The following is a 21,473-nucleotide window of genomic DNA, read 5'->3' as shown; positions in this document are numbered from 1 at the left end:
GACGCCGCTGCCGTGGGGGAAGCGCGGCGCGGGCTCGCAGCGGCTCTGGATGACGCTCAAGGACCCGGTGGGCTGGCGGACTCTGTTGTACGACTCCAGGGTCTCCAGGAACAGCGAGGCGGTGATGAGCATCTGGTCGACATAGAGGTGGGCCAGCATCAGCAGGTCGTCGTCGTGCCAGCCCTCGGCCTCGGGGTCCTTGGCCAGCTCCGTCTTGACCTCCTCGGCGAACCGGGCCAGCTGGTCCCGGATCGCCGCCCGCACCGGCTGCACCCCGCCGTGCCGCTCGCGCGCGATGAACCGGACGTGCGCGGGGTGCGCGGCCACGTGGTCGGCGATCAGCCGCACGGCCCGGGTGATGCGCTCGGCGCCGGGGGTGGCCACCGTCGTACGGACCATGGGGTGCAGGCTGCCCAGTGCCTCGTCGACGAGCGCGACACCGAGGTCGGCGGTGGAGCGGAAGTGCCGGTAGAAGGCGGTCGGGGCGACCCCGACGGCCCGGGTGACCTCGCGCAGCCCCAGGCTGCTCAGGCTCTGCTCCTCCAGCAGCCCGAGCGCCGCGTCAAGGAAGGCCTGGCGGGTCTTCTGCTTCTGGGCCTGCCGGATGCCGAGGGTGTGACTCATGTCATCCAGTTAACAACTGTTCTCCGGAATTGAAAAGCCGTGGAGGTTGCTAGACTCGAAGTCAGTGAACAACTGTAACTACAACCGTTCACCCAAACGTAACGGAGGGGGATCGAAACCCATGCTGTTCCTCGTCGCCGCACTCATGCTGCTCGGCGTGGTGCTGGGCACCGTGGCCCACGCGCCGCTCGACGTCACCGCGGGCCTGGCCGCCGTCATCGCCGTCTGGCTGGCCGTCTTCGCGGTCCGCGAGCGCATCGCCCGCCACCGCCGCACCTCGGCGAACTGACCTTCCGTCCCCGCTCGCCAGAGGAGCTGACCATGATGCAACTCACTGCCCCGGCCACCCCCCGCACCCAGCCCCGCACCCGCGACGCCGACGGCATGGCCGTCGCGTCCTTCATCCTGGGCCTGCTGGGCCTCCTGGTCCTGAACCTGTTCCTGGGCCCGATCTCCATCGCCCTGGCGGCCGTCGCCCTGTGGCGCGGCACCACCCGCAAGGGCCGTGCCTACCTGGGCCTGTTCCTGGGCGTCGCGGACCTGGCGGTCCTCGGCATCGCGATGGCGGTCTCGAACACGATCTCCTGGAGCCTGTGAAAAGGGTTCATGGCGCCCCACAGGGGCGCGGGGCCGTACCGCATGTGCGGCTACCGCCGCGTGGGCGCGACCAGTCACGCGGGCCGCAGTGACCCACCGGTCCGAGCCGGCCGCGGCGCCCCTCGGTCCTACGGCGGAGCCCCGCCCGTAGAATCGACCCACCATGGCCTACCTCGACCACGCAGCCACGACCCCCATGCTCCCGGAAGCGGCCGCGGCCCTCACCGCCGCCCTGAGCGTCACCGGCAACGCGTCCTCCCTGCACGCCTCCGGCCGCCAGGCCCGCCGCACGGTCGAGGAATCCCGGGAGACCCTGGCCGAGGCGCTCGGCGCCCGCCCCAGCGAGGTCGTGCTCACCTCCGGCGGTACCGAGGCCGACAACCTCGCGGTCAAGGGCCTCTACTGGTCCCGCCGCGACGCGGACCCCGCCCGTACCCGCATCCTGTCCAGCCCCGTCGAACACCACGCGGTCCTCGACGCGGTCCACTGGCTCGGCGAACACGAGGGCGCGACGGTGGAGTACCTCCCCGTCGACGGCTACGGCCGGGTCCACCCCGAGACGCTGCGCGAGGCGATCGCCCGCAACCCCGACGACGTGGCCCTCGCCACCGTCATGTGGGCCAACAACGAGATCGGCACGATCCTGCCGGTCCGCGAACTCGCCGACGTGGCCCACGAGTTCGACATCCCCCTGCATGCGGACGCGGTCCAGGCGTTCGGCCAGACCCCGGTCGACTTCGCCGCCTCCGGCCTCGCCGCGATGACCGTCTCCGGCCACAAGATCGGCGGCCCCTACGGCATCGGCGCCCTGCTGCTCGGCCGTGAGTACAGCCCCGTACCGGTCCTGCACGGCGGCGGCCAGGAGCGGCACGTCCGCTCCGGCACCCTCGACGTCCCGGCGATCGCCTCCTTCGCGGTGGCGGGGCGCCTCGCCACCGAGCGCCGCGAGCGGTTCGCGCGCGAGGTCGGCGCCCTGCGGGACCGGCTGATCGACGCGGTGCGTACGGCCGTACCGGACGCGATCCTCGGCGGCGACCCGGTGGACCGCCTCCCGGCCAACGCCCACTTCACCTTCCCGGGCTGCGAGGGCGACTCGCTGCTCCTGCTGCTCGACGCGCAGGGCATCGAGTGCTCGACGGGCTCCGCGTGCACGGCCGGTGTCGCCCAGCCGAGCCACGTCCTGCTGGCCACCGGGACCGACCCGGACCTGGCCCGGGGCACCCTGCGCTTCTCGCTCGGCCACACCTCCACCCAGGCCGACGTCGACGCCGTCGCCAAGGCGATCGGCCCGGCGGTGGAGCGGGCCCGGGTCGCCGGACTGTCGTAGGACCGCCGCCGAAGCCGACGTACGAACGGCTGCCGCCGGCGCGTCCGCCGCCGGCGGCAGCCTGACCGGGAGGCCGGGCCCCGGCTAGCTCTCGGTCACCATGAGGGACGCCATCATCCCCTCGTCCTCGTGCTGCAGCAGATGGCAGTGCAGCATGTACATGTAGGTGTCGTCGGCGAAGTCCGTGAACTCCATCGCGATCTGGATCGAGCCGCCGCCGACCACCTCGTAGGTGTCGAACCAGCCGAGGTCGACCCCCGTCGGATCCTCGCCGTTGACGGAGATCAACTGGTAGGGCACGTCGTGCAGGTGGAACGAGTGCTCCAGCTGGGTGCCGTTCTTGACGGTCCAGATCTCCTTGGCCCCCAGCGTGGTGCTGATCATGGCCATCGAGGACATGCTCGTCCCCGCCGACCCGTTGATCGTCATGGTCGTGCCGCTCTGGCCGAGGGTGATGGTCCGGGCGGTGAAGTCGCTGGTGTCGTACCGGTCGATCGTGTTGAGCGAGGCCGGCAGGTCGTCCGGGGTGTCGGTGCCGGACGCGGTGATCGCGAGCACGTCGTAGGTGCCGCTGCCGCCGCGGACCCAGCCGGTGCTGACGACGGCCTGCAGCGTGACGGCGTCCGACAGGTCGAGGACGAACTCGGCGCGGGCGCCGGCCACCAGCCGGATGCCGGTCACCTCGGTTGCCGCGGTGAGGTAACCCTGGTCGGTGGCGATCTGGTTGAGGTTGCCGCCGTCGCTGCGCTGGATGGTGATGATGTCGGACGGCGAGGCGTTGAGCACCCGGAAGCGGGTGCGGGTCCTGGTCGCCGTGAACGTCAGCGTGGTGTCGTCCACGTTGGTGCCGTTCAGCAGCAGCGGGAAGCTCAGCCCGCTGCTCAGGTAGCCGCTGAGGTTGTACTTGATGTCGCCGGCGCTGTCGGTGGCCAGACTCTGGAAGATCAGCGGGATGTCGTCGGTGCCGTAGGTGCTGGGCAGGTCCGAGGAGGCGGTCGAGTCGTCCTCCACGATGATCATGCCGGCCAGTCCGTGCACCGCCTGCTTGGCCGTGGTGCCCAGGGCGTGCGGGTGGTACCAGAGCGTCTTGGCGTCGTCCTTGACCGTGAACGTCGGGGACCAGGTCTCCCCGTCGGCGAAGGCGACCTGGGGGCCGCCGTCCGTCTTGGCGGGGACGTGGGCGCCGTGGAAGTGGACGGTGGTGTCCTCGCCCAGGCTGTTGGTGATGTTGAGCAGGACCGTGTCGCCGTTGGTCCACTTCATGGTGGGGCCGAGGAAGGACTGGTTGTAGCCCATCGTGTCGCTGGTGACCCCGGAGAGAACCTCGGCGGTGCCGGTCTTCGCCTCCAGCGTGAAGGTGGTGGTGCTGCCGGAGGTGGTGCCCTCCAGGAGGTCCGGGACGGTCAGCGTCGCCGTGTTGGTCGCGGCGCCCGCCTTGTTGCCCTTCGCGTCGGCCAGCAGGGCGAAGGTCGCGCCGCCCGCGGCGACGGCGCCCAGCCCGACCCCGGCCATGCCGCCGAGGAACTTGCGGCGGTGAACTCCCTTGCCGCGCTTGGCCGTCGCCTCCTTGGCGTGCTCGGCATCCGTGACACGCCCGGCCTTGGCGTGCTCCGAGCCCTTGGGGCGCCGTCGGCCGCCGCGGGTGACCTGCTCGTCGGTTCCGTCCGCCTCGAAGGCGGGATCTGTGGTGTGGGTCATGGCCACGGATGTTCGACCTGGGGACTGTGCGAAATCTGAGGCGAAGTTAGGAGCCGACCCGGGGGACTGTGAGGCGGCCGTGGATGCCGGTGACGCTTAACTCCCCTGAAAAATAGCCGGAGTTGGCGAGGCGCAGCTGGCGCCCGGGGTGGGGGACGCAACGGACACAGGCGGTGCGCAGCGCGACCACAGGGTCACGATTGGGTCACGAGAGGAACCGGGGTCACGCCTGTCCGGCCCGCCGCACGAGCCGCAGGTAGCGATCCCAGTCCCAGTGCCCGCCCGGGTCGGTGTGGTCCGTCCCCGGCACCTCCGCATGGCCGATCACGTGCTCGCGGTCCACGGCCATGCCGTAGCGCCCGCATATCGCGGCCGTGAGCCGCGCCGAGGCCGCGTACATCGCGTCGGTGAAGTCCTGCGGACGGTCCACGAACCCCTCGTGCTCGATCCCTACACTCCGCTCGTTGTACGACCGGTTGCCCGCGTGGAACGCCACGTCCAGCTCGCGGACCAGCTGGGTGATCCGGCCGTCCTTGCGCACGATGTAGTGCGCGGCCGCCCCGTGCGCCGGGTCCTGGAAGGCCTGCACCGCGCTCGCCCAGCCGCCCTGTGTGACATGGACGACCACCCGGTCGACCGGGTAGTCGTCCGGCCGGTTGGCCGTCCGGTAGTTCGCCGGGGACGCCGCCACCCAGCGCGCCCCCCTGAAGTCCACCGCACCCGCCACCCGGGCCCGGCGCACCCCGGGCAGCCGCCAGTAGAACCGCGTCAGCTCGTCCCTGGTCAGCGCCGCCGTGCCGACGGCCGCCGCCGCCCCGCCGATCAGCAGCGCGCGCCGCCCGATCCGCCGGTCCCGATCACCCGCCACTGGCTGATTCACCCCCATGTGATCCCCAACGGATACTCGTGGGCCCCGGTTCCCGCGCCCCCGTACCCTGGAGGGGCTATGACAGACACCCCGCAGCGCACCCGTCCCCTCCGCGTCCTCGCCGCCATGTCGGGCGGCGTGGACTCCGCCGTCGCCGCAGCCCGCGCGGCGGAAGCCGGCCACGACGTCACCGGCGTCCACCTCGCGCTCTCCGCGAACCCGCAGTCCTTCCGCACGGGCGCCCGGGGCTGTTGCACCATCGAGGACTCCCGCGACGCGCGCCGTGCCGCCGACGTCATCGGCATCCCGTTCTACGTCTGGGACCTCGCCGACCGCTTCCGCGAGGACGTCGTGGAGGACTTCGTCGCCGAGTACGAGGCCGGGCGCACCCCCAATCCCTGCCTGCGCTGCAACGAGAAGATCAAGTTCGCCGCGCTCCTGGACAAGGCCCTGGCCCTGGGCTTCGACGCGGTGTGCACCGGCCACTACGCGAAGGTGGTCGTCGGGCACGACGGCTCCCGCGAACTGCACCGCGCCTCCGACATGGCCAAGGACCAGTCGTACGTCCTCGGCGTCCTGGACGAGAAGCAGCTCGCCCACGCGCTCTTCCCGCTCGGCGACACGGTGACCACCAAGGACGAGATCCGCGCGGAGGCCGAGCGCCGTGGCCTCGCCGTCGCCAAGAAGCCCGACTCGCACGACATCTGCTTCATCGCGGACGGCGACACCCAGGGCTTCCTGGCCCGGCGGCTCGGCAAGGCGGAGGGCGACATCGTCGACGAGTCGGGCACGAAGGTCGGCACCCACGAGGGCGCGTACGGCTTCACCATCGGCCAGCGCAAGGGCCTGCGGATCGGCACCCCGGCCGCCGACGGCAAGCCGCGCTACGTCCTCGACATCTCACCGGTGGACAACACGGTCACGGTCGGCCCGGCCGCCGCCCTCGACGTCACCGGCCTCACCGCGATCAAGCCCCGCTGGTGCGGCACCGCGCCCACGGCCCCCGGTCTCTACACCGCCCAGCTCCGCGCCCACGGCGGCGAGACCGAGGTGAGCGCGGAACTCGTCGACGGCACCCTGCACGTCACGTTCACCGAACCGGTCCGAGGCGTCGCCCCCGGCCAGGCGATCGTCCTGTACGACGGCACCCGCGTGGTCGGCTCGGCGACGATCGCGTCGACGGTGCGCCGTCAGTCGGTGACCTCGACGTCGTAGAAGCAGAGGTGGTCCTTGATCCGGGCGACGTCGGCCTTGGGCTCGGGATAGGCCCAGACCAGGTCCGGCGCGTCCGGCAGGGACCAGTAGGAGGCGGTGCCCTTGAAGGGGCAGACGCTGTGCGACGCGGAGGGCGTGAGCAGGTCGAGCCGCACGTCGTCGGCGGGGATGTAGTAGCGCGGGGGACAGCCGGTCTCGTGCAGCACGAGGGCCCGGTCGCTCTCGGCGAGAACGAGGTCGCCGTGCGTCACGCGCACGTGCCGGTCACTGTCTTCGATGGTGATGGTGTGTCCAGAGGCCATGTAGAGGTGACGCGCGTCGGCGCCCGGTTGTTCCCGGCACCGGCACCCGTACGCGCCGTACCCCACCGATGCCTACCCTGATCCCATGCGAATCTGCGTCTTCCTCTCCGCCGCCGACCTCGACGACCGCTACACCCGCCCCGCCCGCGACTTCGGCAAACTCATCGGCGAGGGCGGCCACGCACTGGTCTGGGGAGGGTCCGACACCGGTCTCATGAAGGTCGTCGCGGACGGAGTCGAGGAAGGCGGCGGCAGGCTGATCGGCGTCACCGTCGAGTTCCTCGCCAACAAGGCCCGCCCGGGCGTCGACGAGATGGTCGTCGCGACCTCCCTCGCGGAGCGCAAGCGGCTCCTCCTGGAGAAGGCCGACGCGGTCGTGATCATGGTCGGCGGCACCGGCACCCTGGACGAGGCGACCGAGATCCTGGAACTGAAGAAGCACCGCCGCACGGACAAGCCGGTCGTCCTGCTGAACACCGCCGGTTTCTACGACGGCCTGGAGGAGCAGTTCCGCCGCATGGAGGCCGAGGGCTTCCTGCCCCGCCCCCTGCCCGAGCTGATGCACTTCGCCGCCGAACCCGCCGACGCGCTCGCCTACCTGGAGGCGAGCCGGCCGGCGTGCTGATGCGAGCATGGCCCTCATGGCAACTCATGTGATCACCGGCGCCGGATCCGGTATCGGCGCCGCCGTGGCCCGCAGGCTGCACGCGCGCGGGGACGACCTCGTCCTGCACGCGCGCGACGCGGCCCGCGCCAAGGAATTCGTCGCCGAGTTCCCGGGCGCCCGCGCCCTGGTCGGCGACCTGGCGGACCCGGACAGGCTCTCCTGGGCCTTCTCCCACCAGTCGCTCCCGGACCGGGTGGACTCGCTGCTGCACATCGCGGGCGTGGTGGACCTGGGCGGGGTCGGCGAGCTGACCCCGAAGTCCTGGCGGCACCAGCTGAACGTCAACCTGATCGCGCCGGCCGAGCTGACCCGGCACTTCCTGCCCCAGCTGCGCGCCGCCCGCGGCCATGTGGTGTTCGTGAACTCGGGCGCGGGACTCAACGCCAACGCCGGCTGGTCGGCGTACGCGGCGTCCAAGCACGGCCTGAAGGCCCTCGCGGACGCCCTGCGCCAGGAGGAGTCCGGCAACGGCGTCCGGGTCACCTCGGTCTACCCGGGCCGCACGGCGAGCCCGATGCAGGCGAAGGTCCACCAGCAGGAGGGCAAGGAGTACGACCCGGCCCGCTGGATCGACCCGGAGTCGGTGGCGACCACCGTCCTGACCGCCCTGGACCTCCCCAGGGACGCGGAGATCACCGACGTCACCGTGCGTCCCGGCCCGATGCCCGGCCTGGCGTAGCACGGCCGCGGTCGGCTCGCCGGTCGCCGGTCGCGGTCAGCGAAAGGTCAGCCGGCCGCGGAAGTTCTCCGGGACCGGCGCGAACCGCAGCGCCATCGTGACCGCCTCCGGATCCGGCACGGTCAGCCGGTAGCGCGTGCACAGCAGGTGGCACAGGGCCATCAGCTGGACGACGGCGACGTTCGCGCCCACGCACTTCTTCGGCGCCCAGCCGAAGGGCACGTAACAGGTGCGGTTCGCCGGCCCGTGCGGCGCGCCGGGCAGGAAGCGGTCCGGGTCGAAGACGTCCGGCCGCTGCCAGACCCGCTCGTCGCGATGGATCAGGTGAGGGCTCAGCAGATACCACTGCCCCGGCTCCAGCCGCGTCCGCCCCAGGTCGAACGCGAACGTGGAGCGGCGCACCAGCAGCAGCGGCGGGCTCCACATCCGCAGCACCTCCTTCACGAACCGGTGCGTCACCGGGGCCGCCCGCGTGGGTGCCGTGCGGAACTCCACCGGGTCCACGGCGGCCAGTTCGGCTTCGAGGCGGCGCTGCCATTCGGGGTTCCGTACGAACTCGTACAGCACGCTCGCGGCGGCGGTGCCGGGCGGGCCGCCGATGGCGGTGAGGACGGTGGTCACCACGTCCAGCGCCCGGTCCATGCCGAGTTCGGGCAGCAGGTCCACGAAGGGGTCCGTGAGGTCCGGCTCGCGCCCGCGCCGACCGCGGGCGCGCTGCCGCAGGACCCGGCGGACCACCAGCCCGGCCCGCACCTGCACGGCGACATGGCGGAGGTGGTGCAGGACACCGCCCGGTGTGGCGGACACCAGCCGGGACAGCTTCATCTCCAGGTCCCGGCGCACCAGTTCCGCCTCGGCGCCGGTGAGCCCGCCGAGCGCGACGGGCAGCAGCGAGCGCAGCGCGACGTCCTGCATCAGCATGGTCAGGTCGGTGTCCTGCCCGGCCCGCGCGTCCAGCACCCGCTCCATGCGCTCGATCAGCAGGCCGTGCTGCTGTGCCGTCGCCAGGGTGTGCAACTGCGTCAGCCACGTCGAACGGATCAGGCTCCACCGCACCTCGGGACTCCGCCGCCGGCGGACCATGTCGACCAGCCGGTCCTGGAGGACGAAGTGGTGCCAGTTCGTGGCGCTGACCCGGCGCGCGGCCTCCGGCTCGAAGATCCCGAGCCGCTGGTCGTCGACCCAGAAGACGCCGTCCTCCCGGGCGCTGCGCAGCCGCAGGGAACTCAGGAAGTCCTCGGGATGCTGCGGGGTGGTCATGGTGGGCGTTCCCCTCGTGGGGGCGCGGGGAGCCGGCCGGTCGGCGCCTCCCCGCGCCCGGCCGGTCAGATGTGGTGGTACAGGTACCAGAACTGCCCGTACGTGCGGCGGACGTTGAGGACCGACTTCGTCTTGAGGTACAGCGCGCGCATGCTGGTTCACCTCCTCTCGGGACAGCCGTCGGGGCGGCTCAGCGTCGCGGTGAACCGCGGCGGAGCCAGCGCCGGACCCACCTGGGGTCCGGCACTGTCAGCGGTGACCGGGGCGACGGACACCCGCCGGTCACGGGTCAGCAGGCCCACGAGGTCCTCCAGCAGCCGTACGGCGACGGTCGCGCCGGCGCAGGTGTGCGCACCGTGCCCGAACGGCAGGTAGGCCGCGTCCGGCGGGGCCTCGGCCCAGCGCTCGGGGACGAACTCGTCGGGCCGCTCCCAGTACCCGGGGTGCCGGTGCACCAGGTAGCTGCACACCATGAGCCGGTCCCGGGGCGTGACCCGCACCCCGCCCAGCTCCTGTGCCCGGCTCGGCGTGCGGGCGAACAGCCAGGCCACCGGCCACAGCCGCAGCGCCTCGCGCACGATCCAGGCGGGTTCCGCGGCGGCGCGCTCGGGGTGTGTGCCCAGCAGCAGCACCGACCAGCCGAGCGCGAACCCGATCGACCCGGCCGTGGCGAACAGGAAGGACAGGTAGACCTCGACGAGTTCCCGGGGATCCGCCGTCGGGCCGCCCCCGCCGACGACGACGTCGACGAGGTCGCGTGGCCCGGCCGGGTGACCCGGTGGCAGTGGCGCCCGCTGCCGGGCGCGTATCTCCGCGTGCAGGGCCGACAGCGCACGGCGCCGGAACAGCAACCGGGACGGCGCCGAGTGGCGACGGCGGGCGCCCGCCAGCACCGCGCGGGAGACGATCGCCTCCACGGTCGTGTGCAGGTGGGGCGGTGCGTCCGGGTGCAGCAGCACGTCGCGCAGGTGCCGCAGGACGAGCAGGTTCCCGGCGTCCGGCCACTCGCTGCGCGGGGCCGGCAGCTCCTCGACGAGCCGGGGCAGGTCGGCCTGCCGCTCCCGCAGGTGACGCTGGATCAGCAGGCGGGCCGCACGACCGACGGCGACCTGCGCGGAACGCGGTCCGAAGACGCCGTTCCGGTGATGGTAGAAGTCGGAGGTGTCCGCCACGACGCCGTGCCGGTTGCCCATCACCGCGCGGGCCGCCTCGGGATCGGCGACGCACACCCCGCCGGCCGGCGCCGAGCGCCACACGCCGCGCCCGCCGTCGAACTCCGCCGTCAGCAGCGCCAGCGCGTCGCCGTGCCGGGCGGCCGGGCCGGCGCCGCCGGAACCGCGGGCACCCTCGCCGGGCCCGGGACGCGCTGGCGACGACGTCATGGGTGTCCTTCCTGGACGGTGACGGGGCCCACGGCCCCGGAGAGCGGCGGGGGAGCCGGCCTGCGGAGCGTCGCGCCGACGGACCCAGACTGCTGAGCCGGGGCCGCCCTGTCGCCCGCTGTGCCGCTGAGCGGAACCGCCGTGCCGCCCGGCACCCCCCCCGCACCCGCACCCGCACCCGCACCAGCACCCCCCCGCACCCGCACCCGCATCACCACCCCACCCGCCCCGCCGTCACCCCGCATAGGCTCCTCGTGTGAACGCACACCCCACCTTCGGCCCGGCCACCGGCGTCGGCTCGCTTCCCGGCACCGACGCCAGGGAGGCCGCGAGAACCGCGACCGGCAGCTTCGAGGATTTCCCGTTCCTGCCCGAACTGCCCGCCCGTGGCCCCGGCGCCGACATGATCGGCCGTACCGCGGGCCTGCTCGTCGAGCTGTACGCGCGCGTGGAGCCCAGCGGCTGGCGGATCGGCGACCGGCCGGGCCGCGACACCCGGCGCGCCCGGTCCTGGCTGGGCGAGGACCTGGACGCCCTGGAGGAGTCCACCCAGGAGTACGAGGGGCCGCTGAAGGTGCAGGCGGTCGGGCCCTGGACGCTCGCCGCCGCCCTGGAACTGAGGAACGGCGAGTCGGTCCTCTCCGACCCCGGCGCCTGCCGCGACCTGGCCGCGTCGCTCGCCGAGGGCCTGCGGCTGCACCTCGCCGAGGTACGGCGCCGCATCCCCGGCGCCGGCCTGGTGCTGCAACTCGACGAGCCGTCCCTCACCGCCGTGCTGCGCGGCCAGGTGCGGACCGCCAGCGGCTACCGCACCCACCGGGCCGTGGACCGGCAGCTCGTCGAGTCGACCCTGCGGGACGTCGTCGACGTCCACGCCGGCGGCCCGGTGGCCGTCCACTCCTGCGCCCCCGACGTGCCCTTCGCGCTGCTGCGCCGGGCCGGGGCCGCCGCGGTCTCGTTCGACTTCTCGCTCCTCACCGAACGTGACGACGAGACGATCGGCGAGGCCGTGGAGGCCGGTACCCGGCTGCTGGCCGGTGTCGTGCCCGGCACGGACACCGCATTGTCAGACCCTGCCGGTAGCGTCATGGGTGTCAGGACGCTGTGGCGCAGGCTGGGGCTGCGACCGGGGCTGCTCGCGGAGACCGTCACGGTCACACCGGCGTGCGGGCTCGCGGGCGCCTCCCCGGCCTACGCCCGGCAGGCGCTCGCCCACTGCGTCCGGGCGGCGAGATCACTCGCGGACAACCCAGAGTAACGGGAGGAACACGGTGGCCGGCGACAAGCAGCAGGCTCAGACGGCGGTGCCCGCCGAGGCACGGGAGCAGCACGCGCAGCTCGCCGAGCAGATCGAGGAGCACCGCTTCCGGTACTACGTGAAGGACGCCCCGGTCGTCAGCGACGCCGAGTTCGACAGGCTGCTGAAGACGCTGGAGGCGCTGGAGGACCAGTACCCGCCGCTGCGCACCCCGGACTCGCCGACCCAGAAGGTCGCGGGGGCGTACGAGACGGAGTTCACCTCGGTCGAGCACCGCGAGCGGATGATGTCGCTGGACAACACGTTCAACGACGACGACCTCGCGGCCTGGGTCGAGCGCATCCACAAGGAGCTGGGCGACCAGGAGTTCCACTTCCTGTGCGAGCTGAAGGTCGACGGCCTCGCCGTCAACCTGACGTACGAGCGCGGGCGCCTCGTCCGCGCGGCGACCCGCGGCGACGGCCGCACCGGCGAGGACATCACGCCCAACGTCCGCACGATCGCCGAGATCCCGGACCGGTTGAACGGCGAGAAGGTCCCGGACCTGGTGGAGATCCGCGGCGAGGTCTACTTCCCGATGGAGAAGTTCGCCGAGCTCAACGAACGGCTGGTGGCGGCCGGTGACAAGCCGTTCGCCAACCCGCGCAACGCGGCGGCCGGTTCGCTGCGCCAGAAGGACCCGCGCGTCACCGCCTCCCGTCCGCTGCACATGGTCGTGCACGGCATCGGCGCCCTGGAGGGCTTCGCGGGTCTTGCCCGGCTCTCCGAGGCGTACGAGCTGCTGAAGACCTGGGGGCTGCCCACCTCCCGGCACAACAGGGTGGTCGACGACCTCGACGGGGTACGGGAGTTCATCGCCCACTACGGCGAGCACCGGCACTCCGTGGAGCACGAGATCGACGGTGTCGTCGTCAAGCTGGACGAGCTCCGCCTCCAGGGCCGCCTCGGTTCGACGGCCCGGGCCCCGCGCTGGGCGATCGCGTACAAGTACGCGCCGGAGGAGGTCAACACCAAGCTCATCGACATCAAGGTCGGCGTCGGCCGCACCGGCCGGGTCACGCCGTACGCCCAGGTCGAGCCGGTGACCGTGGCGGGCAGCGAGGTGGAGTTCGCGACCCTGCACAACCAGGAGGTCGTCAAGGCCAAGGGCGTGCTGATCGGCGACACCGTGGTGCTGCGCAAGGCCGGTGACGTCATCCCGGAGATCCTCGGCCCGGTCGCCGACCTGCGCGACGGCAGCGAGCGGGAGTTCGTGATGCCGGCCGAGTGCCCCGAGTGCGGGACGCCGCTGCGGGCCATGAAGGAGGGCGACATCGACCTCCGCTGCCCCAACGCCCGTACCTGCCCTGCCCAGTTGAGGGAGCGGGTGGCGTATCTCGCGGGCCGGGAGTGCCTGGACATCGAGCACTTCGGCGGGGTGGCCGCGGCTGCCCTCACCCGGCCGCTGGAGCCGGCCGACCCGCCGCTGGTCGACGAGGGCGACCTCTTCGACCTCACGGTGGAGAAGCTGCTGCCCATCAAGGCCTACGTCCTCGACCCCGACAGCGGGCTGCCCAAGCGCGACCCGAAGACGGGTGAGGAGAAGGTCGTCACGGTCTTCGCCAACCAGAAGGGCGAGCCCAAGAAGAACACCCTCGCCCTCCTCCAGCACATCGAGGAGGCGAAGACCCGTCCGCTCGCCCGCTTCCTCAACGGGCTGTCCATCCGGCACGTCGGACCGGTCGCCGCACAGGCGCTGGCCCGCGAGTTCCGCTCCATCGACCGCATCGAGCAGGCGACCGAGGAGGAACTGGCCGGCATCGACGGCGTCGGAGGCATCATCGCGACGGCGCTCAAGGAGTGGTTCGCCGAGGAGTGGCACCGCGAGATCATCCGAAAGTGGAAGGCCGCTGGAGTCCCGCTGGAGGACGAGTCCACCGGCGACGGCGAGGGACCGCGCCCCCTGGAAGGACTCACCGTCGTCGTCACCGGCACGCTGGAGCGCTACACCCGGGACGGCGCCAAGGACGCACTGCAGAGCCGCGGGGCCAAGGTGACCGGCTCGGTGTCCAAGAAGACATCGTTCGTGGTCGTCGGTGACAACCCCGGATCGAAGTACGACAAGGCGATGCAGCTGAAGGTTCCGGTCCTGAACGAGGACGGATTCGTCGTCCTGTTGGAGCAGGGCCCCGAAGCGGCGGCCGAAGTCGCCCTTCCGACCGAGCAGTAGCGGTTGAAGGTCACCCGTTCGGCGCATACCAGATGCATACGGGTGGCCGGGGTGCAATCGGGCAACCGTCCACGACCGCTGCCCGTGAATGCCTTCTGCGGCCTACTGTTGGGACATGCGCCTGCCGTGCCCAGCTGCGGTCGGGGCATTCCCGTGCTCCGCAGGGCACGGACCGCATGGCGTGGGCACCGCCGGCTGTGAGAGGGACGGGAATGGAACCGACCGAGAGCGCCGCCCCGGGCGCACGGCTGCCGCTGCGCCGCCGGGCGTGCGCGTGGCGGGAGAGCCGCGGGACGGGGCGGGGCGACCGGCGCGCCGGGATGCCGGTCGCGAGCCTCATGGCGGACGCCCGTGACCCGCTGCCGCTGGCCGCCGTCGAGCCGCCGCCCCATCTGACCGGATCCGAACACGACTCCGAACGGCACCTGTCCTGGCCCGCGCTGCCCGCCGGGACCGTCGGCGCCGCCGCGTTCGTCCTCGGCGCCGGCTTCTACCGCGCCTTCACCGACAACCACGCCCTCTTCCCGTCGGGCACGGTCGGCTGGTCGCTGGCCGTGCTGACCGGCATCATCGTCGGCCACCTGGTGCTGCTCGGCCGCGCCCGCTGGTGGGGCGGCACCGGCTCCGGCGCCGCCCTCACCCTCGCCGTCCTGCTGCTCTACGGCTGGGTCCCGGCCGGCATGGTCAGCCTCACCGTCGTCGTCCTGGTCGGCATAGCCAGGCGCCACCGCTGGCGGCAGGGTGTCCTGCACGGCGCGGTGGACATCCTCGGCATCGGCGCCGGCGCCCTCGTGCTCGGGGTGTTCGGCCGGGTACCGACCGTCGAGTCCCCCTGGAACCCGGCCGGCTGGAGCGTCACCACGGCTCCCGAGGTCGTGCTCGTGGCGGTGGCGTACCTCACCGTCACTCGCGCCCTGCTCTGGTACCTGCACATCCCGCGCGGCGGCGGAGTGCCCACCGTCGCCCGCACCGCCCTGATGCGACAGGGCCTGGTCGCCGTCGCCCTGCTCGGCATCGCCCCGCTCGTCTGCGTGGTCGCCGTCGCGCAGCCGCTGCTGCTCCCGCTGTTCTCCATCCCGCTGGTCGCCCTCGACTCCACCCTGTGGATAGCCCGGGCCCGCGCCGAGGAACAGCTGCGCGACCCGCTGACCGGACTGCCCAACCGGCAGTGGCTCCTGGAGCGGATCTGGACCGCCCTCGACGACGCCGAACGCATCGGCGCCCGCTCCGCCCTCATGCTGATCGACCTCGACCGGTTCCGTTCGGTCAACGACACGCTCGGTCATCTCGCCGGCGACCGGCTGCTGCTCCAGATAGCGGACCGGCTGCGGGCCGCGCTGCCCCGCGGCGCGGAGGCGGCCCGGCTCGGCGGTGACGAGTTCGCGGTCTTACTGCCCGTCGCCGACTCCACGACGTCCGCGACCCGGGTGGCCCGCAACCTGGTCACCGCCCTGTCCTCCTCACTCGACCTCGACGGCCTCACCCTCGTCCTGGAGGCCAGCGCCGGCGTCGCCGTCTTCCCCGACCACGCGCTCGACGCGGAGGGGCTGCTGCGCCGGGCGGACGTGGCCATGTACCAGGCGAAGCGGGACCGCACCGGCGTCGAGGTCTACGAGTCCAAGCGGGACTCCAACACCCCGGACCGGCTGGGCCTGCTGGGCGATCTGCGCCGTGCCCTGGACGCCCACGAGGTGCAGCTGCACTACCAGCCCAAGGTGCGCTTCGACGGCCAGGTGGCCGGACTCGAGGCCCTCGTCCGGTGGGTGCACCCCGAGCGTGGCAAAGTACCGCCGGACGAGTTCATAGCGATCGCCGAGTCCTCCGGGCTGATGCCCCATCTGACGGAGTACGTCCTGGAGACCGCGCTCGGGCAGGTCGCCGCGTGGCGGGCGCAGGGGCTGCGGGTGCCGGTGGCGGTCAACGTCTCGCCGCGCGACGTCCACACGCCGGGGTTCGCGGGCCTGGTGGCGGCGCGGCTGGCCCGGCACGGCGTTCCGGCCGGGGCGCTGCAGCTGGAGATAACCGAGCACGTGCTCCTCGAGGACCCGCAGCGGGCCGCCGACACCCTCGCCGGGCTGAACGGGCACGGCGTGAAGATGTCCCTGGACGACTTCGGTACGGGGTACTCGTCGCTGGTGCACCTGCGGCGGCTGCCGGTGAGCGAGCTGAAGATCGACCGGTCCTTCGTGGCCCGGCTGGCCGTGGACAACGAGGACGCCGAGATCGTGCGCTGCACGGTCGATCTCGCGCATTCGCTGGGGCTGCTGGTCGTCGCGGAGGGTGTGGAGGACGACGAGACCTGGGAGCGGTTGCGGGACCTCGGGTGCGATGCGGTGCAGGGGTGGCTGGTCGCTGCCGCCATGCCGCCGGAGGAGGCCACCGCGTGGCTGCTGGCGCGGGGGGCGCGGGGGTGGGAGCGGCCGCGGGCGGCTCTGCCGGCGGCCGAGTAGTCGCTGAGCCGTCGGCGGGTGCGGGTGCGTTGTGGTTGCTCGCGCCCACGCGGCAAAGCCGCATGTCTCACACCGCCCCGCGCCTCTGGCGGGGCGCTGTGAAGTGGGCGATCAGCAAGGTCAGGCGTTCCTCGTGGGCGGGTTCCGGGAGGCGGCCGCTTCGGGTCAGCGTCACCAGGCCGTGCAGGGCCGCCCAGAAGGTCTCCGTCAGGATGCCGGGGTTCTCGTCGTCGGCGGTGATCGGCTCGATCACCTGGAGGATCTCGCGGAACGCCGCCTGCAGGGGCTCCGGTGCCTCGGGGGTGGCGAACGGCAGGTCCACCAGGTGGGTGAACATCGCGTCGTAGAGGGCCGGGCGGCGGCGCCCGAACGACGTGTACGTGGCCGCGACGGCGGCCAGTGCCTCCCTGGTGCCCCGCGCCGACGCGCGTGCCGCACGTAGCTCCACCGCGAGGTCGGCGCAGCCCTGGACCGCCACCGCCGCCATGATCGCGTCCTTGCCCTTGAAGTGGCTGTAGAGCACCGGCTGGCTGTACTCGATCTCGGCGGCCAGGCGGCGGGTCGTCACCGCGTCCCAACCCTCTGTCTCGGCGAGTTCACGGGCGGCCGTGACGATCAGCTGCTCACGCTCTGCCCGTTCGCGTTCCCGGCGGTTCTGAATCGACATGCTCCGGATTCTAGCAGCGCTAGCCAATCTGTCGATGCTCTGCTAGCTTCGCTATCAGTCCTAGCACTGCTAGAAACTCTCTCAGGGGGAGACCATGACCGTCACCGCGTACACCCTCGCGATCCTGCTCGACCTGTTCTGCCTGTTCCTCGGCTACCGGTTCCTGTTCCAGCCGGGCCCCGCCGCCGCCGGCTACGGCGTGCCCGCCGACCCCAAGGGCGACGCCGGCGCCTACCTCACCGTCAAGGGCCTCAGGGACGGCACGTACGGCGTCGTGGGGCTCGCGCTGCTGGCCTTCGCCGGTGCGCATGCCGAGGCCTGGTTCATGCTCGGTGTGGCACTCGTGCCGCTCGGGGACACCGTGAACGTGCTCCGCAACGGCGGGGCCAGGGCGGTCGCCTACGGGGTCCACTTCGCCACCGCGATCATCGTCCTGATCAGCGCCGTCCTGCTGTTCCTCGTCTGACGGCCCGGCACGCCGTCACCGGCGGCGCGCTCTCCGGCGGCCTGGGCGAAACGCCCCGGAAACCCGATGGATACGGGGCCCGGCCAAACCGTTTAACAGCCACCGGGCCCCGCCCCATAGGATTGGCTCCAAACCACACACACTCACCCCAGAGGAACGCTGCATGCCTGGCATCACGCGCGAGGAGGTCGCCCACCTCGCCCGGCTGGCGCGTCTGGAGCTGAAGCCCGAAGAACTCGAACACTTCGCGGGACAGCTGGACGACATCATCGGCGCGGTCGCCCGCGTCAGCGAGGTCGCCGACCAAGACGTACCGCCGACCTCGCACCCGCTGCCGCTGACGAACGTCATGCGCGCGGACGAGGTCCGTCCCTCGCTCACCCCCGAGCAGGCGCTCTCCGGCGCCCCGGCCCAGGAGCAGCAGCGTTTCAAGGTGCCGCAGATCCTGGGGGAGGACTAGACAGCATGACGGACATCATCAAGCTCACGGCCGCCGAGACCGCTGCGAAGATCGCCTCCGGCGAGCTCACCGCGGTGCAGGTCACCGAGGCCCACCTGGCCCGCATCGAGGCCGTCGACGAGAAGGTGCACGCCTTCCTGTACGTCGACCGCGAGGGCGCCCTGGCGCAGGCCCGTGCCGTCGACGAGAAGAAGGCCCGGGGCGAGAAGCTCGGCCCACTGGCCGGCGTCCCGCTCGCGCTCAAGGACATCTTCACCACCGAGGGCATCCCGACGACCGTCGGCTCGAAGATCCTGGAGGGGTGGATCCCGCCGTACGACGCCACCCTCACCAAGCGGCTCAAGGCCGCTGACGTCGTCATCCTCGGCAAGACCAACATGGACGAGTTCGCCATGGGGTCCAGCACCGAGAACAGCGCGTACGGCCCGACCGGCAACCCCTGGGACCTCACCAGGATCCCCGGTGGCTCGGGTGGCGGTTCGTCCGCGGCCCTCGCCTCCTTCCAGGCCCCGCTCGCCATCGGCACCGACACCGGCGGCTCGATCCGCCAGCCGGCCGCCGTCACCGGCACGGTCGGCGTGAAGCCGACGTACGGCGCGGTGTCCCGGTACGGCATGGTCGCCTTCTCCAGTTCCCTGGACCAGGGCGGCCCGTGCGCCCGTACGGTCCTGGACGCGGCCCTCCTGCACGAGGTCATCGCCGGGCACGACCCGCTCGACTCCACCTCCGTCGACGTCCCGGTCCCGCCGGTCGTCGAGGCCGCCCGCAACGGCAGCGTCGAGGGCATGCGCGTCGGTGTCGTCAAGCAGTTCCGCGGCGAGGGCTACCAGGCCGGCGTCATCCAGCGCTTCGACGAGTCCGTCGCCCTCCTCAAGGAGCTGGGCGCCGAGATCGTCGAGCTGGACTGCCCGTCCTTCGACCTCGCGCTGTCGGCGTACTACCTGATCGCGCCGAGCGAGTGTTCGAGCAACCTCGCCCGCTTCGACGGCCTGCGCTACGGCCTGCGGACCGGCGACGACGGCGGCCACTCCGCCGAGGAGGTCACCTCCCTCACCCGTGAGGCCGGCTTCGGCCCCGAGGTGAAGCGCCGCATCATGCTGGGCACCTACGCCCTGTCGAGCGGGTACTACGACGCCTACTACGGCTCCGCCCAGAAGGTCCGCACGCTCATCACGCGCGACTTCGAGAAGGCCTTCGGGCAGGTGGACGTCATCGTGTCGCCCACCACGCCGACCACTGCCTTCGCGATCGGCGAGCGCGCCGACGACCCGATGGCGATGTACCTGGCCGACCTGTGCACCATCCCGACGAACCTCGCGGGCAACGCGGCGATGTCGCTGCCCTGCGGCCTCGCCCCGGAGGACAACCTCCCGGTGGGCCTGCAGATCATCGCCCCCGCGCTCAAGGACGACCGCCTTTACAAGGTCGGAGCCGCTGTCGAGGCCGCCTTCGTGGAAAGGTGGGGGCACCCGCTCCTTGAGGAGGCACCGTCGCTGTGAGCAACGCACTGTCGAAGGCCAAGGGCTTCAAGAAGTCGAAGTCCGGCACGTACCTGTCCATGGCCACCACCGCGTTCGGCGCGGTGAGTGTCGCCAAGCAGATCAAGAAGGCCCGCGCCGAGCACGACACGCTCCGGCTGATCGACGCCACGGTCTCCGCCGTGGCGATCGCGACCGGCCTCGCGATCCTCTACCGCGAGCTGAAGCGGCTGGGCGACGACGACGTCCTGCTGGGCTGAGAGGGAAGTTTCACCGTGACCACCACGACCGACCTGGTGTCGTACGAGGACGCGCTGGCGTCGTACGACCCCGTCATGGGCCTTGAGGTCCATGTCGAACTCGGCACCAGGACCAAGATGTTCTGTGGCTGTTCGACCGAGCTGGGCGCCGAGCCCAACTCGCAGACCTGCCCGACCTGCCTCGGCCTGCCCGGCGCGCTCCCGGTCGTCAACGCGACCGGCGTCGAGTCCGCGATCAAGATCGGTCTCGCGCTGAACTGCGAGATCGCCGAGTGGTGCCGCTTCGCCCGGAAGAACTACTTCTATCCGGACATGCCGAAGAACTTCCAGACCTCCCAGTACGACGAGCCGATCGCCTTCAACGGCTACCTCGACGTGCAGCTGGAGGACGGCGAGTCCTTCCGGGTGGAGATCGAGCGCGCCCACATGGAGGAGGACACCGGCAAGTCCACCCACGTGGGCGGTGCGACGGGCCGTATCCACGGCGCCTCGCACTCGCTGCTCGACTACAACCGCGCGGGCATCCCGCTCATCGAGATCGTCACCAAGCCGATCGAGGGCGCGGGCGAGCGTGCCCCCGAGGTGGCGCGGGCGTACGTCCGCGAGCTGCGCGAGGTCATCCGGGCGCTCGGCGTGTCCGAGGCCCGCATGGAGATGGGCCAGATGCGCTGCGACGTGAACCTGTCGCTGCGCCCCCACGGCACCGAGAAGTTCGGCACCCGCTCCGAGACGAAGAACGTGAACTCGCTGCGCTCGGTGGAGCGTGCGGCCCGCTTCGAGATCATGCGGCACGCGGCCGTGCTGAGCGGCGGCGGGACGATCGTCCAGGAGACCCGGCACTTCCACGAGGACACCGGGTCGACGACCTCGGGCCGCGTGAAGGAGGAGGCCGAGGACTACCGGTACTTCCCTGAGCCCGACCTGGTCCCGGTCGCGCCGTCCCGCGAGTGGGTCGAGGAGATCCGCTCGGCGCTGCCCGAGATGCCGCTGGCCCGCCGTACCCGGCTGCTCGCGGAGTGGGGCATCTCGGCCACCGACATGCAGGCCATTCAGAACGCCGGCGCGCTGGACCTGATCGTCGCCACGATCGACGCCGGTGCCGACGCGGCCTCGGCCCGCAAGTGGTGGATGGGCGAACTGGCGCGCAGCGCCAACGAGTCGGGCACCTCGCTGGACGAACTGGCGATCACCCCGGCGCAGGTCGCCCGGGTCACCGAGCTGGTCTCGAAGGGTGACCTCAACGACAAGCTGGCCCGCCAGGTCATCGAGGGCGTCCTCGCGGGCGAGGGCACCCCGGACGAGGTCGTCGACAGGCGCGGCCTCAAGGTCGTGTCGGACGAGGGCGCGCTCGGCAAGGCCGTCGAGGACGCCATCGCCGGCAACCCGGGCATCGCCGACAAGATCCGCGGCGGCAAGGTGGCCGCGGCCGGCGCCCTGGTGGGCGCGGTCATGAAGGCGACCCGCGGCCAGGCCGACGCGGCCCGCGTCAAGGAACTGATCCTGGAACAGCTCGGCGTCAGCGAGGGCTGAGCACCCGGTTCGCACGGTACGGCCCCGCAGGCAGCACCTTCGACGAGTCCATCTCCAGCCCGTGCATGTACTTCTT

At 72.0% G+C, this 21,473-nt stretch carries 21 protein-coding genes; 14 read left to right on the top strand and 7 right to left on the bottom strand.

Annotated features, from left to right (window positions below; genetic code table 11):
* On the bottom strand, positions 1 to 624 hold a 624-nt coding region (locus ABZ646_RS16295; protein WP_360518685.1), incomplete at its 3' end, for a TetR family transcriptional regulator.
* A gap of 121 nt (positions 625 to 745) precedes the next feature.
* Between ABZ646_RS16295 and ABZ646_RS16290 the strand changes: the two genes are divergently transcribed.
* The 3 genes from ABZ646_RS16290 to ABZ646_RS16280 all read left to right on the top strand — a co-directional run bounded on the left by ABZ646_RS16290 (position 746) and on the right by ABZ646_RS16280 (position 2,548).
* Positions 746 to 913, top strand: coding sequence for a hypothetical protein (locus tag ABZ646_RS16290; RefSeq protein WP_165939399.1), 168 nt, complete (start codon positions 746 to 748; stop codon positions 911 to 913).
* Positions 914 to 948: 35 nt separating this feature from the next.
* Complete coding sequence (locus tag ABZ646_RS16285) at positions 949 to 1,221, top strand: DUF4190 domain-containing protein (protein WP_360518688.1); 273 nt, start codon at positions 949 to 951, stop codon at positions 1,219 to 1,221.
* A gap of 163 nt (positions 1,222 to 1,384) precedes the next feature.
* Complete coding sequence (locus ABZ646_RS16280) at positions 1,385 to 2,548, top strand: cysteine desulfurase family protein (RefSeq protein ID WP_360518682.1); 1,164 nt, start codon at positions 1,385 to 1,387, stop codon at positions 2,546 to 2,548.
* Positions 2,549 to 2,632: 84 nt separating this feature from the next.
* On the opposite strand, the gene ABZ646_RS16275 is transcribed toward ABZ646_RS16280, so the two are convergent.
* Positions 2,633 to 4,246: a multicopper oxidase domain-containing protein gene (locus ABZ646_RS16275; protein ID WP_360518679.1), complete on the bottom strand. Its 1,614-nt coding sequence runs from the start codon at positions 4,244 to 4,246 to the stop codon at positions 2,633 to 2,635.
* Between the two features lie 223 nt (positions 4,247 to 4,469).
* A complete protein-coding gene (locus ABZ646_RS16270; RefSeq protein WP_360518676.1) occupies positions 4,470 to 5,132 on the bottom strand; it encodes an N-acetylmuramoyl-L-alanine amidase in 663 nt (220 codons plus the stop codon).
* 60 nt (positions 5,133 to 5,192) lie between these two features.
* On the opposite strand from ABZ646_RS16270, the gene mnmA reads away from it, so the two are divergent.
* Positions 5,193 to 6,329: a tRNA 2-thiouridine(34) synthase MnmA gene (mnmA, locus tag ABZ646_RS16265; RefSeq protein WP_360518673.1), complete on the top strand. Its 1,137-nt coding sequence runs from the start codon at positions 5,193 to 5,195 to the stop codon at positions 6,327 to 6,329.
* On the opposite strand, the gene ABZ646_RS16260 is transcribed toward mnmA, so the two are convergent.
* On the bottom strand, positions 6,305 to 6,631 hold the full coding sequence (locus ABZ646_RS16260) for a DUF427 domain-containing protein (protein WP_360518670.1): 327 nt from the start codon (positions 6,629 to 6,631) through the stop codon (positions 6,305 to 6,307). The genes mnmA and ABZ646_RS16260 overlap by 25 nt on opposite strands.
* 85 nt (positions 6,632 to 6,716) lie before the next feature.
* Between ABZ646_RS16260 and ABZ646_RS16255 the strand changes: the two genes are divergently transcribed.
* Positions 6,717 to 7,256, top strand: coding sequence for a TIGR00730 family Rossman fold protein (locus ABZ646_RS16255; protein ID WP_360518667.1), 540 nt, complete (start codon positions 6,717 to 6,719; stop codon positions 7,254 to 7,256).
* Between the two features lie 16 nt (positions 7,257 to 7,272).
* Positions 7,273 to 7,977: an SDR family oxidoreductase gene (locus ABZ646_RS16250; protein WP_360518664.1), complete on the top strand. Its 705-nt coding sequence runs from the start codon at positions 7,273 to 7,275 to the stop codon at positions 7,975 to 7,977.
* A 36-nt stretch (positions 7,978 to 8,013) separates the two neighbouring features.
* Here ABZ646_RS16250 and ABZ646_RS16245 read toward each other — a convergent pair whose 3' ends face one another.
* Both ABZ646_RS16245 and ABZ646_RS16240 read right to left on the bottom strand, forming a co-directional pair.
* On the bottom strand, positions 8,014 to 9,237 hold the full coding sequence (locus tag ABZ646_RS16245) for a cytochrome P450 (protein WP_360518661.1): 1,224 nt from the start codon (positions 9,235 to 9,237) through the stop codon (positions 8,014 to 8,016).
* Between the two features lie 158 nt (positions 9,238 to 9,395).
* A complete protein-coding gene (locus ABZ646_RS16240; RefSeq protein WP_360518658.1) occupies positions 9,396 to 10,619 on the bottom strand; it encodes a cytochrome P450 in 1,224 nt (407 codons plus the stop codon).
* Positions 10,620 to 10,875: 256 nt separating this feature from the next.
* Here ABZ646_RS16240 and ABZ646_RS16235 point away from each other — a divergent pair, with 256 nt between their 5' ends.
* The 3 genes from ABZ646_RS16235 to ABZ646_RS16225 all read left to right on the top strand — a co-directional run bounded on the left by ABZ646_RS16235 (position 10,876) and on the right by ABZ646_RS16225 (position 16,536).
* A complete protein-coding gene (locus ABZ646_RS16235; RefSeq protein ID WP_360518655.1) occupies positions 10,876 to 11,877 on the top strand; it encodes a methionine synthase in 1,002 nt (333 codons plus the stop codon).
* A 13-nt stretch (positions 11,878 to 11,890) separates the two neighbouring features.
* Positions 11,891 to 14,086 (top strand): NAD-dependent DNA ligase LigA, encoded by a 2,196-nt coding sequence (gene ligA / locus ABZ646_RS16230; RefSeq protein ID WP_360518652.1) that lies wholly within the window; start codon positions 11,891 to 11,893, stop codon positions 14,084 to 14,086.
* 212 nt (positions 14,087 to 14,298) lie between these two features.
* Positions 14,299 to 16,536: a bifunctional diguanylate cyclase/phosphodiesterase gene (locus ABZ646_RS16225; protein WP_360518649.1), complete on the top strand. Its 2,238-nt coding sequence runs from the start codon at positions 14,299 to 14,301 to the stop codon at positions 16,534 to 16,536.
* 67 nt (positions 16,537 to 16,603) lie between these two features.
* On the opposite strand, the gene ABZ646_RS16220 is transcribed toward ABZ646_RS16225, so the two are convergent.
* Complete coding sequence (locus tag ABZ646_RS16220; RefSeq protein WP_360518646.1) at positions 16,604 to 17,203, bottom strand: TetR/AcrR family transcriptional regulator; 600 nt, start codon at positions 17,201 to 17,203, stop codon at positions 16,604 to 16,606.
* Between the two features lie 94 nt (positions 17,204 to 17,297).
* Between ABZ646_RS16220 and ABZ646_RS16215 the strand changes: the two genes are divergently transcribed.
* The 5 genes from ABZ646_RS16215 (at position 17,298) to gatB (ending at position 21,397) form a co-directional block, all read left to right on the top strand.
* The gene (locus ABZ646_RS16215; protein ID WP_360518643.1) at positions 17,298 to 17,669 is read left to right on the top strand and encodes a DUF4267 domain-containing protein; all 372 of its coding nucleotides are present in this window, start codon (positions 17,298 to 17,300) and stop codon (positions 17,667 to 17,669) included.
* Positions 17,670 to 17,832: 163 nt separating this feature from the next.
* Positions 17,833 to 18,129, top strand: coding sequence for an Asp-tRNA(Asn)/Glu-tRNA(Gln) amidotransferase subunit GatC (gene gatC / locus ABZ646_RS16210; RefSeq protein WP_007384860.1), 297 nt, complete (start codon positions 17,833 to 17,835; stop codon positions 18,127 to 18,129).
* A 5-nt stretch (positions 18,130 to 18,134) separates the two neighbouring features.
* Entirely contained in the window at positions 18,135 to 19,628 is a 1,494-nt protein-coding gene (gatA, locus tag ABZ646_RS16205; protein WP_360518639.1) for an Asp-tRNA(Asn)/Glu-tRNA(Gln) amidotransferase subunit GatA, read from the top strand.
* Positions 19,625 to 19,867, top strand: coding sequence for a hypothetical protein (locus ABZ646_RS16200; protein ID WP_360518636.1), 243 nt, complete (start codon positions 19,625 to 19,627; stop codon positions 19,865 to 19,867). The genes gatA and ABZ646_RS16200 overlap by 4 nt, the downstream gene beginning before the upstream one ends.
* Positions 19,868 to 19,882: 15 nt before the next feature.
* Entirely contained in the window at positions 19,883 to 21,397 is a 1,515-nt protein-coding gene (gene gatB, locus ABZ646_RS16195) for an Asp-tRNA(Asn)/Glu-tRNA(Gln) amidotransferase subunit GatB (RefSeq protein ID WP_360518633.1), read from the top strand.
* Positions 21,398 to 21,473: the final 76 nt, after the last annotated feature.

The organism is Streptomyces sp. NPDC007162 (assembly GCF_040634175.1).
Classification (GTDB): domain Bacteria; phylum Actinomycetota; class Actinomycetes; order Streptomycetales; family Streptomycetaceae; genus Streptomyces.
Note: the sequence above shows the minus strand (reverse complement) of the source record. Positions and strands in the feature narration are given on the sequence as shown.